Source organism: Chloroflexus sp. (genome assembly GCF_034435895.1).
Taxonomy (GTDB): Bacteria; Chloroflexota; Chloroflexia; order Chloroflexales; family Chloroflexaceae; genus Chloroflexus.
Map to the genome: position 1 here is coordinate 1 of NZ_DAOTWH010000087.1, position 16,746 is coordinate 16,746.

At 61.3% G+C, this 16,746-nt stretch carries 17 protein-coding genes; 5 read left to right on the plus strand and 12 right to left on the minus strand.

Annotation, left to right across the window (positions count from 1 at the left end):
- From U9R81_RS05165 to U9R81_RS05175, 3 genes are all read left to right on the plus strand, one after another.
- The coding region (locus U9R81_RS05165; RefSeq protein WP_322494449.1) for a two-component regulator propeller domain-containing protein at nucleotides 1-555 on the plus strand (555 nt) is incomplete at its 5' end.
- Nucleotides 556-584: 29 nt separating this feature from the next.
- Complete coding sequence (locus U9R81_RS05170; RefSeq protein ID WP_322494450.1) at nucleotides 585-1,412, plus strand: alpha/beta hydrolase; 828 nt, start codon at nucleotides 585-587, stop codon at nucleotides 1,410-1,412.
- Complete coding sequence (locus U9R81_RS05175) at nucleotides 1,387-1,905, plus strand: hypothetical protein (RefSeq protein WP_322494451.1); 519 nt, start codon at nucleotides 1,387-1,389, stop codon at nucleotides 1,903-1,905. Before U9R81_RS05170 ends, U9R81_RS05175 begins: the two co-directional genes overlap by 26 nt.
- A gap of 109 nt (nucleotides 1,906-2,014) precedes the next feature.
- Here U9R81_RS05175 and U9R81_RS05180 read toward each other — a convergent pair whose 3' ends face one another.
- On the minus strand, nucleotides 2,015-3,910 hold the full coding sequence (locus U9R81_RS05180) for a glycoside hydrolase family 31 protein (protein ID WP_322494452.1): 1,896 nt from the start codon (nucleotides 3,908-3,910) through the stop codon (nucleotides 2,015-2,017).
- 216 nt (nucleotides 3,911-4,126) lie between these two features.
- Between U9R81_RS05180 and U9R81_RS05185 the strand changes: the two genes are divergently transcribed.
- Complete coding sequence (locus tag U9R81_RS05185; protein ID WP_322494453.1) at nucleotides 4,127-5,035, plus strand: alpha/beta hydrolase; 909 nt, start codon at nucleotides 4,127-4,129, stop codon at nucleotides 5,033-5,035.
- Here U9R81_RS05185 and U9R81_RS05190 read toward each other — a convergent pair whose 3' ends face one another.
- Nucleotides 5,036-6,214, minus strand: a complete 1,179-nt coding sequence (locus U9R81_RS05190) for a CaiB/BaiF CoA-transferase family protein (protein ID WP_322494454.1) — start codon at nucleotides 6,212-6,214, stop codon at nucleotides 5,036-5,038.
- Nucleotides 6,215-6,301: 87 nt separating this feature from the next.
- Between U9R81_RS05190 and U9R81_RS05195 the strand changes: the two genes are divergently transcribed.
- On the plus strand, nucleotides 6,302-7,231 hold the full coding sequence (locus tag U9R81_RS05195; RefSeq protein ID WP_322494455.1) for an NAD(P)-dependent oxidoreductase: 930 nt from the start codon (nucleotides 6,302-6,304) through the stop codon (nucleotides 7,229-7,231).
- 81 nt (nucleotides 7,232-7,312) lie between these two features.
- Here the strand turns inward: U9R81_RS05195 and U9R81_RS05200 are convergent, their stop codons facing one another.
- The 10 genes from U9R81_RS05200 to U9R81_RS05245 all read right to left on the minus strand — a co-directional run.
- Nucleotides 7,313-7,672, minus strand: coding sequence for a hypothetical protein (locus tag U9R81_RS05200; protein WP_322494456.1), 360 nt, complete (start codon nucleotides 7,670-7,672; stop codon nucleotides 7,313-7,315).
- Nucleotides 7,673-7,866: 194 nt separating this feature from the next.
- Nucleotides 7,867-8,406 carry an N-acetyltransferase gene (locus U9R81_RS05205; protein ID WP_322494457.1) on the minus strand — a complete coding sequence of 180 codons (540 nt, stop codon included), beginning with the start codon at nucleotides 8,404-8,406 and terminating at the stop codon, nucleotides 7,867-7,869.
- 23 nt (nucleotides 8,407-8,429) lie between these two features.
- Complete coding sequence (gene argH, locus U9R81_RS05210; protein ID WP_322494458.1) at nucleotides 8,430-9,818, minus strand: argininosuccinate lyase; 1,389 nt, start codon at nucleotides 9,816-9,818, stop codon at nucleotides 8,430-8,432.
- Between the two features lie 22 nt (nucleotides 9,819-9,840).
- Nucleotides 9,841-10,584 carry a hypothetical protein gene (locus U9R81_RS05215; protein ID WP_322494459.1) on the minus strand — a complete coding sequence of 248 codons (744 nt, stop codon included), beginning with the start codon at nucleotides 10,582-10,584 and terminating at the stop codon, nucleotides 9,841-9,843.
- 33 nt (nucleotides 10,585-10,617) lie between these two features.
- Nucleotides 10,618-11,835 carry a bifunctional glutamate N-acetyltransferase/amino-acid acetyltransferase ArgJ gene (argJ, locus tag U9R81_RS05220; RefSeq protein ID WP_322494460.1) on the minus strand — a complete coding sequence of 406 codons (1,218 nt, stop codon included), beginning with the start codon at nucleotides 11,833-11,835 and terminating at the stop codon, nucleotides 10,618-10,620.
- Between the two features lie 6 nt (nucleotides 11,836-11,841).
- The gene (locus U9R81_RS05225) at nucleotides 11,842-12,540 is read right to left on the minus strand and encodes a histidine phosphatase family protein (protein ID WP_322494461.1); all 699 of its coding nucleotides are present in this window, start codon (nucleotides 12,538-12,540) and stop codon (nucleotides 11,842-11,844) included.
- Nucleotides 12,541-13,124: 584 nt separating this feature from the next.
- Complete coding sequence (locus U9R81_RS05230; RefSeq protein WP_322494462.1) at nucleotides 13,125-14,213, minus strand: STAS domain-containing protein; 1,089 nt, start codon at nucleotides 14,211-14,213, stop codon at nucleotides 13,125-13,127.
- A 41-nt stretch (nucleotides 14,214-14,254) separates the two neighbouring features.
- A complete protein-coding gene (locus U9R81_RS05235) occupies nucleotides 14,255-15,382 on the minus strand; it encodes a Xaa-Pro peptidase family protein (protein ID WP_322494463.1) in 1,128 nt (375 codons plus the stop codon).
- Between the two features lie 15 nt (nucleotides 15,383-15,397).
- Nucleotides 15,398-16,357, minus strand: a complete 960-nt coding sequence (locus tag U9R81_RS05240; protein WP_322494464.1) for a 2-dehydropantoate 2-reductase — start codon at nucleotides 16,355-16,357, stop codon at nucleotides 15,398-15,400.
- 9 nt (nucleotides 16,358-16,366) lie between these two features.
- The coding region (locus U9R81_RS05245) for an FHA domain-containing protein (protein WP_322494465.1) at nucleotides 16,367-16,746 on the minus strand (380 nt) is incomplete at its 5' end.

Here is a 16,746-nt window from a genome sequence, read left to right on the forward strand (position 1 = left end):
GGCGGCGCCGTGCGCCACCCTGATGGTCGCTGGCAGCCGTTGCCGCCAGCGGCGCGCGGCGGTCTGGTGCTCGCGATTGGGTATGATCCTGCCGGCGCCGTGTGGTTTGGCGGGCTTAGCGTGGTCAGCCGCTACACGCTGGCTACCGGCGTCTGGCAGCATTTTGATCGCGCCGATGGCTTTGGCGGGGCCGGCGTCTCGGCCATTCTAGTTGATCACAACGGCATCGTGTGGGTAGCGACGCTGGGTGAAGGGCTGGCGCGGTGGGATGGCACGCGCTGGGAGTGGCTGACCACCGCCAACCGGCAGTTGCCGGCACAGACGATCACGACCTTGATCGAGCCGGCTCCCGGCGAACTATGGATCGGCGCGGCCCGTCCGCTCACCACCGGCGGTTTTCTGCTCCGTTACGATGGCCGGACATGGCGCAACTTTCTGCCGCGTGATTCGGGTTTTACCGGCGCTGAACCGCTGGCGCTAGCGGTTGATCAGCGGCGGGTGCTCTGGATCGGCACCCGCGCCGATGGGGTGATCACGTACCAGTTAGGGCGGTAGCATCACAGTGAAGCAAAGGGAATCGGTTTATGCCTCTCACTCGCCATACGAACATCACCAGCCGCTATGTTCCATCACGTCCGGTTGATATCTGGCTGCCGGCAGCGATAGGCGATCAAGGCCTGCCGGTCATCTACATGCACGATGGCCAAAACCTGTTTGATCCCGCCCTCCGGGCCGACGGCGAGGTTTGGGCAGTTGATCAGGCGATTGAGCGATTGCGCGCCGAGCGAGGCTGGCCCGGCGCGATTGTGGTTGGGATTTGGTGTACCGATCAACGCTGGCGCGAATATGCGCCGCAACAACCGTTTGAGGCGCTCCGCCAAACGCGCGGATGGGATAGCATTATCGAGCGGATGGGCGGCGAGCCGGTGTCGGATGCGTATCTGGCCTCTCTAGTCGAAGAGGTCAAGCCGTTTGTCGATGCCCACTACCCTACCCTGCCCGATCAAGCCAATACCTTCATCATGGGATCGAGCATGGGCGGGTTAGTCTCGCTCTATGGTCTCTGCCGCTACCCGGATGTCTTTCACGGTGCGGGGTGTCTCTCGACTCACTGGCCGGCGGGCGGCACTATCTTGGTTGATGAATTGGCGGCGCTCTTGCCGCCGCCGGGCCGCCACCGCTTCTACTTCGATTACGGCACGGTTGGCCTTGACGCCGAATATGAGCCGTTCCAGCAGCGGATGGACGAGTGGATGCGGCAGGCCGGGTATCGGCATGGCCACGATTGGCTCACGCGCAAGTTTCCCGGCGCGGATCACAACGAGGCGGCATGGCGGGCGCGGGTGGCGGAGGTGATCGCGTTTGTGATGTTGGGAGGAGAAGCTTATGCATCCTATCAGCCAGCCGGGTAAGATCGTCTTTGAATTTGACAATTGGCGTGGCGGTTTCTTGCTTCAGCTTAGCCGTATCACTGAACAAGACGTTCGTCCGCTGTTTGGCAATCTCATGTGCGTCTTCTACCAGCAAGATGGACGCATTGCGGCGATCGAGAGCGCTTGGCAACGCGGCGGATTGCCGCTGAATGATATTCACTTCTCAGAAACGTGCCCAAAAGGTTCGCATACGATAGATAATGATGAGTTGCGAGGAGGTAATTTCTTATTACGGCAAACACCAACTCAATTATCCATCTGGTTTTCTTCCAGCAATGAAGTGCCAGATGCGAACTGGATCATCCGGGAAAGCGTTGATCCAGCAGTTACGGCTTACTTTTCGACCAAAGAAGTAAAAGCTGGACGAAAGAGCAAGGATGGAATGTTAGCTGGCCTGCAAATTGACTTCAATCAAACAGTCATTCGTTACCTTGTTCGGTACATTAGATTCATTGGATCTGATTTCAAATAACGTAAAGTTGTGCCTGCTCGCAACTGTATGGAGTGCGGCAATTAAACTGCCGCACTCCATAGCAGAAGATCGCGCTCGTTGAATAGCAACTCCTAGACGACTTCTCCAATCACTCCTGCCGCTCAAACAGCGGCATCTGCTCGAGCGGCGCTGGCACGTCGGTCAACTGAGCCGGCCCCTGATGGATCGCACCGCTCCAGTAATCGCGCCAGACGCCTGCCGGCAGGTAGAGATCGCGTTGGCGCTGACCCGGCTGCACCACCGGCGCGACGAGGTAGCGCGCTCCGAGCAGGAATTGGTCGTTGCAGCGCAGCGCTTGCTCATCATTGGGATCGTGCCAGAACAGCGGGCGCACCAGCGGTGTACCATCGCGCAGGTTTTCATCGATCAGTTCAGCGAGATACGAGTCGAGTGCAGTGTGCAAGTGGGCATACTGCCGGCAGATGGCATCAACTTCAGCGCCGTACTGCCACGGGTGGACGCTGAACTGCATGGTTGGCAACAATGCGCTCAATTGCGTCCAACGCACCATGAGTTCGCCGTCGGGCACTTCGTCTTGGTAGGCGTTGCCGCCAATCATGTCGGGCAAAACGAATGGGAAACCGCAGACACTCAGAGTCAGCGCTTGCGTCAGCACGCTATGCAAGCCGTTATCAATCCCCCAACGGCTCCACTTATCCCACTCGCGGAAGAGGATGCCGCGCCGCTGGCTGCGCCAACCGGCGCGCACTTCGGTGTAGGCGAAGTGATCGGCGACAAACTCGGTGTAGCGGTCGGCGTAGCGGCGGCGCGGCTCTCGCGCATAGCAGATGGCGTCGGGCGGGATGAAGTTGGCTTCGCCGGCGTCAAACTTGAAGCCGTCAACCCCAGTTTCGGCTTGCAACGCGCGGAGTTCGCTCAGCCACCATGCCACCGCTTCAGGATTGGTCAAGTCAAGCACGCCGCCGTAGCCTTGCCACCAGCGCACGAGGTAGGGCGAGCCATCGGCAGGATGGCGGATCAGGTAGCCGCGCCGGGCAGCGACGGCAAAGGCTGGATCGGCTGGATCGAAGAAGATCGGCGTCCAGAGCGTGACCTTAAACCCAGCCGCATGCAGCTCATCGATCATCGCGCGCGGATCGGGAAATTTGCGTTGATCGAACACATACGCGCCATAGCCGCGCTGCCAACGGTCATCAATTTCGAGCACCGAGTAGGGGTAGCCGCGAGCGACGATTTGGGTGGCGAACTCGGTCACATCGCGCTGGGTAATGTGCATCTTATAATGCGCCCACGTCGTCCAGATCGGGCGAGCGAAGAGATCGCGCGGCGGGGCGGCGGTCGGGCGGCCAAGCAATGGCAACGCGGCATGGAACGCAGCCGGGGCATTGGCGGCTAGAATGACGTGACTGGCGAAGTTGGGGCCGGGCGCGGCATAACGCTCGTCAAAGCCGAGGTTGGGTGGCGGCGGCGCTCCGCGGCTGGTGATGCGCAACAAACCATCTCCTGCTCGATCCATCGTCACTGCTAACTCGCCATCGCCTTCCTCAAGCAAGATCGCCGCACCAGCAGCGTTGAGCCAGAAGGGGGTGGCGATGTTCAGCGTGCCATCGCGGCCATGGTCGATCGGCTCGAACGGATCGGAAACGACTGGCGCGCTATCGAGCGGCCAATGCTGGAAGATGCGCTCTCCCATGCCATACCATGGCCGGCCCGGATCAAGCTGCCACTCAACCCTTACCGCGTGGAGATGGGGCGGCCCAGACCAGACCAAGCGAAAGCCGGTTGGGGTTGCTTCGATCTCGGCGCGCAACGTGACTTCCGGGCGAGTGGTGGTGTAATGAATGCGGGCATGATGCGCGGTGACGTCGGCGCCGGCGACGCCGGTAATGGGAAAATCAACGCCGTAGGCATGGGCTACTGCGCCGTAGCCACGCAGCGCCTCGCGACCGTTGTGGAAGAAGACCATCCGGCCAGCGTTATCGATCACGACCGTGCCAGCAGGACTGTGCAGTTCATGTCGCATTGCCGTCTCTCCGTCTGCGTGCCGCAGACGCCAATTGTCTGCGGGTAGCGGCATTGTAGCATGAGCGGGCGGGTGATAGGATACTTAATAGGCGCCACGTGGTGCGGCAGTTTGACTGCCGCACTCCATACCTCCTTGAGTGCGTTGGATGGCTGCGTTGACCACAGTACGCCGCGTGTACTGCACGTATTGACTGCCTATGACAAGGATATTGCGATGACTGAAGCGGCTTTTCGCGTGTTGCGGGCCCAAGTCTTTGCGCTCTATAACCAGCATTCGTATGCGATGGCGCTGGCGTTAATCGAGCAACAAGCACCCCTCTTCCCGCAATACGAAAGCGATCTCTTGTTCTGGCGAGCGTGCCTTGCCAGTACTATGGGCGATCAGGCCGGCGCCATTGGTTGGCTGCAACACGCCGCCGATCGGGGTCTCTGGTATCACGAGCGGATGCTGCGCGATCCTGATCTCGATATTGTGCGGGGAACGGATGCGTTCGCGCAGTTGCAGGTTCTGTTTCAGCAGCGATACGCGCAAGCGCAGGCCGTGGCAACCCCGCAGCGCCGGGTGTGGGAACCGGCGGAGGCGGCGCAGGGGGTGCTCGTTGCGCTGCACGGGGCGGGCGGCAGTATCGCGAGTGATGGTGACTACTGGCAACCAGCGACGGCGTTTGGCTGGCGGGTAGTGATGTTGCAATCGGCCCAGCTTTGGGATCCCAACCGTTACCATTGGACCGATACAGCGCAGGCGATAGCCGAGCTGCGCCAGCATCTGGCTGAGCTAGCGCCGCTGCCGGTGACGGTGATTGGCGGCTTTTCGATGGGAGCGGCGCTCGCGGTGCGCGCGGCATTGAGCGGGGCCATCGCCGTGAACCGGTTTCTCGCCGTTGCGCCGGCGATCCGGCCAGAGCAGGTTGAGCCGCTGCTCGTGCATGCTGATCCGCACACGCGGGGGTACGTGGTGATCGGCGACCTCGATAATCTCTCTCAGCCAGTGCAAGAGTGGGTCGCGACCCTCCAGCAGGCCGGTATGCCATGCGAGGTTGAAGTGCGCCGCGGCGTGGGCCACGACTATCCGCCGGATTTCACAGCGACGGTGCAGCGCGGCTTAGCCTTTCTCGTCGCTTAATCACCCCACCACTCCGGCTGCGCGCAGCGCGCTGATTTGATCAGGTTCATAACCCATTTCGCGCAAAATGGCTTCGGTATCCGCGCCAAGCGCAGGCGGCGCCCTGCGGATCGTCGCCGGGGTTTCGCTCAGCTTAGGGGCGGGAGCAACCATGCGCACGCCGTCAATACTCTGCACCATCGCCCGCGCTTGCGCCTGCGGACTGTGCAGCGCGGTTGGAATGTCGTTCACCGGGCCGCACGGCACTTCAGCAGCGCGTAGCCGTTCCAGCCAGACGGCAACCGGCTCGCGGGCAATGACCTCTGCGATCATCGGCACGAGGATGGCGCGGTGGGCAACGCGGGCCGGGTTGGTGGCGAAGCGTTCGTCGGCCACCCATTCTGGGTGTTCGAGCGCAGCGCAGAAGCGGGCGAATTGCTGGTCGTTGCCAACCGCGATCATCAGATAGCCGTCGGCGGCGGCAAAGGGCTGGTATGGCACGATCGTGGCGTGACCGTTGCCGTAGCGCCGCGGCGGTTGGCCGGAAACGAGGTAGGCCGAGGCGACATTCGCTAACCAACTGAGCTGCACATCAAAGAGGGCAATGTCGATATACTGGCCGGCGCCGCTCTGCGCGCGGTAGTGCAGCGCGGCCAAAATGCTGGTGGCGGCGTACAGGCCGGTGGTGATGTCTGCGACGGCCACGCCAGTCTTAAGCGGCGGGCCATCGGGTTCGCCGGTGACACTCATTAACCCGCCTTCAGCTTGGATCACCGTATCGTAGCCGGGCCGCAGCGCGTCGGGGCCAGATTGGCCATAACCGGTAATGCTACAGTAGATCAACCCCGGATTCAGCACGCGCACATCGTCATAACCCAACCCCATCCGCGCCAACGTCCCCGGCAAGAAGTTCTCGATCAGCACATCGGCCCGGCGAGCGAGCGCGCGCACAATCGCTTGCCCGTCAGGATGCTTGAGGTTGACGGCAATACTCTGCTTATTACGGTTAACAGCAATGAAGTAGGCGCTCAAGCCATTCTCGGCAAAAGGTGGCCCCCACTGGCGGGTTTCATCACCAAGGCCGGGTTGTTCAACCTTAATCACCCGTGCCCCTAGATCGGCGAGCACCATTGTGGCGTAGGGACCGGCCAGCACCCGGCTGAGATCGAGCACGAGCAGATCGGCGAGCGCAGCAGGCATAGCGAATTGATCCCTCCTGTAGAGCCGCACGGCCGTGCGACTCCAGAAACAGCATGATTTGCCCACTGGCAGGTATGATACCATTAGTTGCACCACGCACATAGCAACGAGGAGAATGCCATGACCGAACGGATCGGCTTTATCGGATTGGGCATTATGGGTCGCGGGATGGCGGCCAACATCTTGCGCGCTGGGTTTCCGCTAACGGTTTGGAACCGCACACCGGGGCGCGCTGATGAGTTGGTGGCCGCCGGCGCGCAACTGGCCGCGTCGCCGGCTGAGGTGGCTGCGCGCAGTGATATTGTGATCAGTTGCGTGAGCGACACGCCTGATGTCGAGGCAGTGATCTTCGGGCCGCAGGGAGTGATTGAGGGCGCGCAGGTTGGGATGCTGATGATCGACATGAGTACGATCAGTCCGCAGGGAGCGCAGCGATTCGCTGCCCGGCTCGGCGAGAGCGGCATCGGCTTCCTTGATGCGCCAGTTAGTGGCGGCAGCGAAGGCGCAGCGCGCGGCACGCTCAGCATCATGGTGGGTGGGCCGGCGGAACTGGTCGAGCGGGCGATGCCGGTGTTTCAAGCGATGGGCAAAACAATTACCCACGTCGGCGGGCACGGCGCCGGCCAGACGGTCAAGCTGGTCAATCAGATTCTGGTGGTCGGCACAATGTTGGCGATCAGCGAGGCGCTCGTCTTCGCGCAGGCCAGCGGCGTCGATCTCGAAAAGACGCTGACAGCGGTCAGCGGCGGTGCAGCAGCCAGTTGGATGCTCTCGAACCGGGGGCCGCAGGTCATCCGGCGCGACTGGCGGCCCGGCTTCACCATCGACTTGCAACAAAAAGACTTACGGCTGGTGCTGGCCGCCGCCGACGCCGTCGGCGCGCCGATGCTCACCACATCAACCGTCTTCCACCTCTACCGCACGCTGCAAGCCGCCGGCTTGGGCCACGAAGGCAATCACGCGCTGATCAAAGCGATCGAGCGGCTGGCCGGGATTGTAGTAGGGGACAACGAGTAATTGAACGAATAAACGAATGGGGAGGTAGTACTGCTTCCCCATTCGTTTATTCGTTACCCCATTCGTTGTCCCATTCGCTGTCTACCGAATCCGTAACCGCTCGCCGGTGCGCTGCTCCCACAGCCAGACCAGCAGGTAGAGGCCACACGTACCCAACATCACGATATTCGCAAAGACAGCCGCGTTGATGATCAAACCGGTCTGGCCAATGATGCGGGCAAGGTTAGCGACAGGCGCCAGAAAGCCGATCAACCCGACCAGCGCAGCGATCCACTCAAAGCGGCGCGGGGTTGGTGATCGTTCAATCGCCACGCCCAACCCCAGCAAGACGATCCCGAACAAGGCGGGAATGGCCGACGTTGCGGCGCCGGTTGAAAAGACGCCGCCGATACCAAGCACAAGCAGCAGAATGGCGGTGGCAATGGTGCTATTCATTGGCATACGATTACTCCTATGTTGTCGTGCTTCATAGAGAGATACGGAGCAATTGTATGTCTGGATGCCAACCAGCAACAGGGCAGTTTGGCGCATTGCAATTGAGGAGATCGTCGCGGAGTGGCTAGGGAATATGTGATGGCGCTCACAACCCAGAGCAGCGCGTGATCAAGCGCCGCTCTGGGTTGTGAAGATCAAGGTTACGGCACCTGCCGGATCATCGCTACCTCATCGCACCGATCTTGTTTGAAGCAGGTGACGCAATCTTGCCAGATTTTGTGCGGAAGGCGCAATTTTGGTATTTCACGGAAACCGAGCGAACTGAAAAATCCGACCTGCAAGGTGAGCGTGAAGAGGGTGGGAATGCCCAACTCAATCGCTTCGACGAAGAGCGGTTCGACGAGGCGGCGGCCAACGCCGCGGCCCTGAAATGCCGGATGCACAGCAACGCTGACCACTTCGGCCAGATCGGCCCACGTGATATGCAACGCGGCGCAGCCGATCACTTCGCCATCGGCTTCGGCCACATTAAAGTTGCGCACCCGGTTGTAGAGCTGATCGAGCGTCTTGGGCAGCATATCGCCGCGGGCAGCGTAGTAGTTGATGATTTCATAGAGCCGCGGCACGTCGCTTACACGCGCGCGGCGGATCGATACGGCGGCGTCGGGCCGGATGTGGAGTACCGGCAGGCTGACTGGCGGTGTGTAGAGCGGGCTGGTCATAGGTTTCGGTGTCTTCATAGGGGGCACAGCAGGCTGCGCCCTTACTTGTCTTCTTCCTCTAAGATTTCGTGCCAGCGAGCGCATTGCTCACGGACTCGTTGCGGCGCGGCGCCGCCGTAGCAATCTTTTTGGTCGACGCTGCGCGCCATATCGAACACGGCATAGATGCTCGCGTCAAGGCTTGGCTCGACCGCCTGATACTCGCTCAGCGGCAGATGGCGCAGGCTGGTGCCCAGTGCAATCGCGCGCTGCACCAGTTGGCCGGCTTTGCCGTGGGCAACCCGGAATGGCACGCCGCGCCGCACCAGTTCGTCGGCCAAGTCGGTGGCCAGCATCGCATCATCGAGCGCGGCAGCCATCCGCTCGCGGCGCACGGCCATGGTGGCGATGGCCGCTGCCGCCACTTGCAAGCCGAGATCGAGCGTGTCAAAACTGTCAAAGAGCGGCTCTTTGTCCTCTTGCATGTCTTTGTTGTAGGTGAGCGGCAAGCCCTTCAGCACGGTCAGCAGCGCCACTAGATTGCCCAGCAGCCGGCCGCTCTTGCCGCGCAACAATTCCATACTATCAGGATTTTTCTTCTGCGGCATCAGACTTGAGCCGGTACTGTAGGCGTCCGCCAGTTCCACAAAACCAAATTCGCTGCTCGCGTAGAGGATGACATCTTCGGCCAGCCGGCTGAGGTGAATGCCGATCAGCGCGCAAGCGAACAGCGTCTCGGCCACGAAGTCGCGGTCGCTGACCGCATCGAGCGAGTTGGCGGACAACTCATCAAATTCATCAAGCAATTCGGTCAGCCGCTCGCGTTCAACGCCGAGCGAGTTGCCGGCCAGCGCCCCCGCTCCCAGCGGCAACACGCGCATGCGGGCAATGGCGTCACGCAAGCGGCTGCGGTCGCGGGCAAACATCTCGACGTAGGCCAAGCACCAGTGGCCGAACGTGATTGGTTGGGCGCGTTGCAGATGGGTATAACCCGGCATGAGGGTATCGGTATGTTGTTCGGCTTGCGCAAGCAGTGCCAATTGCAGATCGCGCAGCCGCCGGTCGAGCTGGCGAGCAATGCCGATCGTGTAGAGGCGCATATCGGTAGCGACTTGGTCGTTGCGCGAGCGGCCAGTATGCAGTTTGAGCGCGGCATCGCCGATCAGTTCGCGCAACCGGCGCTCGACAGCGGTATGGATGTCTTCGTCACTCTCGATCGCCACGAACGTACCGTTGGCAAATTCGGCCCGCACCAGCTCTAAGCCGCGCACCAGCTCGGCATGCTCGGTCTCGTTGATCAAGCCGGCCTGCGCCAAGGCGCTGGCCCACGCAATGCTGCCGGTAATATCAACCTCGGCCAGTCGCCGGTCAAACCGGAACGAGTCATTGAACCGGCGCATCTCGGCTGCCGTTGGTTCGCTAAATCTGCCCCCCCAAAGCCGGTGTTCCATCGACGCTATTCCTCCATTCGGATCATAAAGGCGCGGTTGCTGTGGTCTGATGAGATTCAATGGTCAAACTGCACCGTACTAGCAATTGCCAGTAGTTGGCGACGAGCGTGCCGGCTACGCGCACAATATCGTCGAGCTGATGCGCATTGAGCAGCTCTGCGGCTAGTTGCGGCCAATCGCGCGGCTGCAACGGAAACGAAAAACTTTCCGTGATGCCGGCGAAGCGGCGCTGGGCCGGCCAGCGCCGGTTGATCAAACAGAGCGCGGTGTGCAGCTCGGTAAGCAATGCCGGCGCCAGCAAGACCGCATCGCGCTCGTAGCGGCGCGCGGCGGCGGCGCGGAGTTCGCCGTAAACGCCGAACACCAGTTGCGGCAGGTGCGGCAAGATGCTGCGGTAGAAAGCGAGTTCGGCCACGGCGCCGGCCTGCGCTAGCCATTCGCTGACCTTGTGACCATCGCCGATTAGCGGCTGAAGGGTCGCCAACCAACCCAGCCACTGCGGCCAGCGCAGGTCTGGCGCGCGCACGACTGCCGCAAGTTCCGCCGCGGCAATGGCATGGATCGTCACCGGCAGATTCTGCACGATGAAGCTGTGCTGGGGGCGCGTGACGGCGCTCTCAACCACTGCCAGCACCTCAAGCGGATCGAAATCGGTCAACGGCGTAGGCGGTTCAATCATCCCCGCCACTACCACGACCGTTCCCGGCTGCGCGGCGAGGCGCTGGCACAGCTCACGGGCAAGTTGTTGGCGCGCAGTACGATCCATAGCTACCAATCTCTGTCCCGATCCACGGGATAGTCAAGTCCGGTATTCAGCATTGATCCGCACGTAATCGTAGCTAAAATCGCACGTCCAGACCGTGGCGCTCCCGTCGCCGAGGCCAAGATCGGCGTCAATCGTAATGTCGGGCACATCGAGCAGCTTATGCGCCGCCTTCTCATCGAACGGCAGCGGCAGACCATTTTCCAGCACCCGCATGCCGCCGAAGTGCAACACCACCCGGTTGGGGTCAACCGTTACGCCAGAGTAGCCAATTGCGCACAGCACCCTCCCCCAGTTCGGATCGGCCCCGAACAGCGCCGTCTTGACCAGCGGCGAGCGGGCAATCGTCATCGCTGCTTGCTTAGCCTCAGCGTTATTGACGGCGCCGCGCACCGTGATGGTGACAAAGCGGGTCGCGCCTTCGCCATCGCGCACAATCGCGTGGGCAAGATGCTGGCACACCGCAGTGAGGCCGGCCACAAAGGCTGCGCCGGCGGGTGAAGCCAGATCGGTGATCGGCGGCGCGCCGCTCGCACCGTTGGCCATCACCAGCAACGTGTCGTTGGTGCTGGTATCGCCATCAATGCTGATACTGTTAAAGCTCACCTCAAGCACTTGCCGCATCGCCGCGTCAAGCACATCGCGCGGCACTGCGGCGTCGGTCGTCACCACGGCCAGCATCGTCGCCATATTCGGGTGGATCATCCCCGCGCCCTTCGCCATCCCGCCGATGGTAATCACGTTCCCATCAGGCAACGTCACCGTAACGGCGCAATGCTTAGGCCGGGTATCGGTGGTCATAATCGCGCGCGCCACGGCCACGCCGTGATCGGGGCTCAGGCAGGTCGCAGCTTCGGCGATCCCGCGAGTAATCTTGTCGACCGGCATCGGCACTCCGATGGTTCCGGTTGACATAACAAAAACACTATTAGGTGGCAGATCGAGCGCCTGCTCGACGGCGCGGGCCATCGCAACAGCGGCAGCATCGCCATCGACGCCGGTGCAGGCGTTAGCGTTGCCGGCGTTAATCACCACGGCGCACAAATCACCGCCTTGCGCCATCAGCGCCATATCGTACAGCACTGGCGCCGCTTTCACGGCGTTGGTGGTAAAAACCGCCGCTGCTGTGGCTGGATAATCGCTCACCACCAGCGCCAGATCGTCGCGGTTCGCGTACTTGATACCGCATGCGGCCACAGCGGCGCGCCAGCCGCGCGGGCTAGCGACGTGTCCATCGGCGAGAAAGCTGAACATACCGCGCTACTCCTCGGTCGGCACCGGCGAAGCGGGATGCGTGTCTTCCCAGCGCACCGACTCGACCGCGCCGATCCCCTGCAAATGAGCGATGTCGTTATAGGCATTGAGCCGCCAGAGCTGCTGGTTCCGCCGTTCCACCCGCTCCCACCACGTGATGCTGGTATTGCGGGTATGAAAGTCGGTTGGCGGCACCACCAGACTCGGCATGCGGAAGAAGTGAATGAACGAGCAGTCGATCACACCGCCGTGACAGACCACCACAATTGTCTTACTCTCGTATTCGGTAGTGATGCGCGTGAGCGCGCGGCTCACGCGCAGGGCAAAATCACCCCAGCTCTCGCCGCCGGGAGCGATCGGGCGCAGCGGGTAACGGTCGAAATCGGGCACCCCAAACAGTGCCCAAGCCTCGTGATTCGGCATACCATCAGCCTCGCCGACCCGCAGCTCTTGCACCTCATCATCAAAGATGATTGGCAATCCCAACACGGGTTGGATAATCTCGGCGGTCTGGCGGGCGCGTGGCAAGATCGACGAGATCAGAACATCGGCCTTAATCTCGCCGCTGGTAGCAAGGCGATCGCGCAACCGTTCGGCCTGCGCGATGCCACGCGGCGTCAATCCAGCATCGCCGCGCATCCCGGCCACAATCGGCTGAACATTCGCGACGGCTTCCCCGTGACGGATCAGATATACGTGCGTCATAACCCCCTGCGCTGGCTTGATGCGAATACATAGAAGAAGCCAGCCTGCGCGCTGGCAGTGCTGGCCTGAGAACATCTCGTACAGAAGCGCAGGCGCGGCTAGCCAGATCGCGCAATGGGCTGGCGACGGCAACGACGACGGCGACGATGAACCATCGGGCGGCTGCGGTAGGTGTTGGGCAGAACCATCGTATCCATTGCGATCATCGTCTCTTTGCCTGCAACTATGCTTGCGCAGTATACCACAGCCGGCGCGGGGGCGCAAAGGGTTTCTAGCTGAGATTGTATGCGGGCAGGCGCCCGCGTGTCAGTGCGAGGGTATTCCCTTGTCATTGCGAGGGCGCGAAGTGCCCGAAGCAATCTCCCGCTTTAGCGGAACAGCCTATCTGAAAGGCGTCACTTCCCCACCGTCGCTGGGGGAGGGCCAGCCGCGTAACAGGCTTCGTCATTGTAGCCCGTCCTTCAGGGTCGGGATGGGGAAGCGCTGCGAAGACATCCAAACGACGCAAAAGATCGCATGGTTTTTGTGCGTTTTGTGGCTTTTCGTGGCTATTAAGGCTAGCCAGCAAGCAATGACTGCCCCCCCTACGCCACTCTTGCCTTCGCCGCTGGCAACGCACGCGCCAACGCATCTTGGAGAGTGGCAAAGGTCTGGATGCCTTGCAAATCAATATTCACTGCTACAAGTGCTTGGGCCACTTCCGGGCGGATGCCGATGAGACACACCTGTGCGCCAAGCAGACGCGCCGCTTGGACGATAGCGATCATGCCCTTGGCAACCGCTTCATCAACAACCGGCACGCCGGTAATATCGATCAACAGCATCCGCGCACGCCATTGATCGATAGCGTCAAGCGCCCGTTGATTAATATCTTCAAGCCGTTGGCGATCAAGCTCACCGATGAGCGGCATAACCAAAATATGATCCGTCACCGGCAGAATCGGCACACTTAGGTTGCGGATGACTTCGCGCTGTTGTTCGAGGGCGGCGCGCATCCGTGACTGCTCGTAAAATTGCGCTTCAAGTTTGTTGACCGTCTGGCGCAAATCGCTGGTGCGTTGGGCGACTTGCTGTTCGAGTCCTTGCTTGATCTGCTGCAACTCGGCGTTAGCTTGTTCGCTCTGCTGCAACGCGGTTTCTAAACGGATATAGTTTTGCCACAGGAGCAACAGAATAATCGCCACTACCATCGAGGTAATGAGGATGGTGGGCGGGCCAATCAGTTCGATGGCAATGGCAGTGAATAGATGAAGGTAGATGCCGAAGGAGACAATCAGTACGGCCAAGACAAATGCGGCGATATTCATGACGCGAAGCATCCCCCGACCAAGATATGGTTGGGCGAGTGCAATCATCATCAGCGGTCCTAAGATCGACACCACGAGCATCTCTGGCATCACAATCGCGATCAAGAGCGCATACGCAGCGATCGCGACGCACATCAGATAAATGGCGGTTTGAATATTGTCTTGCCGGTTGAGCCCAAGTGAACCGAGTTGCACTGCTAGGAACATCCCGCCGCCAGCCGCAAGGATATAGAGCTGAGTCAGTGCGAAGAATGTACCGGCAACAAGAAACACCACAATGGCGATGCTCGTAGCTATGACGGCCCAGATCAGAAATTGGCGTAAGGGCTGGCTGCCGCGCGAAAACGCTCCGGGGCGACCTGTCATAACGACTCCCCTCACTCTCAGATCACTCCGCGTTGGCGATTTCACTGGAGCGATCCAGCTTCCACCACAATCAACTCCCGCGGGAAACTGGTCAGCGACCGGCTGCCTTCGGCGGTAATCACCACGTCATCTTCGATCCGCACGCCAAACCGGCCGGGCAAGTAGATACCCGGTTCGATGGTGAAAGTGGTGCCCGGTAGCAGCGGTGTATTACTGCCGGCGACGATATTCGGCAATTCATGGATTTCGCGGCCAAGCCCATGGCCGGTGCGGTGGACAAATGCCGCGCCGTAGCCGGCAGTCTCGATCACGGTGCGCGCAGCGGTGTCAATCTCCGCGCCGCTGGCGCCGGGACGGGCGGCAGCGCGGCCAGCGGCATTAGCGGCTAGCACAATCTCGTAGACATGGCGCGCTTCAGGTTCCGGTTCACCGATGGCTATCGTGCGGGTAATGTCAGAGTGATAACCACGGTAGACGGCGCCGCAATCGATGATGACCAGATCACCGGGTTGCAGGAGCCGGTCGCTGTTTTCGTGATGCGGGTTAGCAGCGTTCGGGCCGCTGGCCACCATATTGGCAAAGCTTTCGCTGCCGGCTCCTGCCGCTATGATCGCGTCGCTTAGCATCCGCGACAGCGCGCGTTCGCTGAGGCCGGGGCGTACCTGCGCGATGAAGGCGTACAAGGCCTGCTCGACGATCGCGACGGCCCGTTCCATCGACGCCAACTCCTCAGCGTCTTTGACCATGCGCAACTCGCTCAGCAACGGGTCAACGTCGCCAGTCTGCAAACCGGGGGCGACTGTCTCTAGCGCGCGCAGTTCCATCACCCGCATCACGGTATGCTCAACGGCCAGCGGCTTAGCCGGCGCGCCGGCGCCAAACGCCGCTTCCATACCTGCGGCGAGTGCCCGCAGCGGCCCTTCGGCATCGCTCCATGCCACATACTGCATCGCAAACGGCGCCGCTGCACGCACCCGCTCCAGTTCAAGCTGCGGCACGACCATCACCGGTTGCGCGCCGCTGGCCGGGATTAGCAGCAGGGTCAATCGCTTGCCGGGGTGAAATTGCAAGCCGGTCAGATAGGCGAGATTAGTGGCCGGCATCAGGGCCGCGCCGGCCCAACCGCCTTTCGCAAGGCGGTCGATCAACCGCTCGAGACGTGCTGGCATCATGGCCTCCCTCGCTCAGAATCGCGGCAACTGGCCACGGGCCGCCAACTCTTGCGGCAACAAGAGTGCGTAGAGCATCTCGTTGACCGGCACCGCCACCCCTACTTCACGGGCCAGCCGCACCAACGCCCCATTCTGGCTCGCCAATTCAGACGGCCTGCCAGCGATGATGTCGCGTTGCAGCGACGCGGTTCCTTCATACGGCATGCTGTCGATAAAGGCCATCATATTCGGTACCGAGTCGTCAGGCATCGCAATCCCGTGCGCGTGGGCCACATCAACGACCTCTTGCAAGCACCGCTCAACCAGCGGGCGCGTCTCTGGCAATGACCGCCACACCCCAATCGGGGCGCGCGTCATGGCACCAAAGCCGCTCCACGCGCAGATTAACATAAATTTTTGCCACATTGCGACGTGAATATCAGCGGGCAGGTTGCCACGAATGCCGGCGCTCTCAAACGCTGCCTTGATGCGCAATAAGCGCGGCGTCTGCCGGTTATCGAGTTCGCCAAAATCGATCGAGGTCGGGTTCACGCCAGCGTGAACAATCACCCCCGGCGCTTCGCGATACGCAATGATCCGGCACAGACCGGCCAAGGCATGCTCACGACCGAGCACTTCGGCCAGCTCGTTAGGCGCATCAACGCCATTCAGCAGCGGCAGCACCGCTGTGTCGGGGCCAATTAGCGGGCGGATCATCTCAGCCACTTCGCGTACCTGCCAGCCTTTCACCGCGACAATCACCAGATCGACCGGACCCACCTCAGCCGGATGATCGGTTGCCTTAACTTCGGGCAAGGTAAAATCGCCGGCAATGCTACGCACGCGCAACCCGTACTGCTGCATTGCTGCCAAATGCTCGCCGCGGGCAATGAAAAAAACGTCGTGCCCGGCCTGCGCCAAACGTCCGCCGAAATAGCCGCCGACGCCACCAACGCCGGCGATCGCGATGCGCATAGGTTCAACAGTAGTCATAGGTCTCAGCTATTGCAATTCAACAATGAGCGACAACATTCCCAGCCGCAATTCCTCGCCGTGCCGCACCGGCTGGGGTTGGCGCGGCAACAGTTTCCGCCCGCCGGCAAAACTGCCGTTGGTGCTATCAAGGTCTTCGTAATAGACCTGCCCCTGCTGGACGAAGAACCGTCCGTGCCGGCGGCCTACGCCGCGTTCAAGGCCGCCGTGTGGAGTAAGATCGATATCAGGGTAGAAGTTGCTCACCGGATCGGCCCGCCCGATCAGCGCCTGCGCTGCCGCTGGCAAGAGGAGCACAGTGCCATCAGCCAGCCGCAACCGCGCCCCAGCCAACGAACTGCGCACCGGTGGCGGTGGTGCTGCGGGTGCTGGCGGCGGCGGCGCCGGGC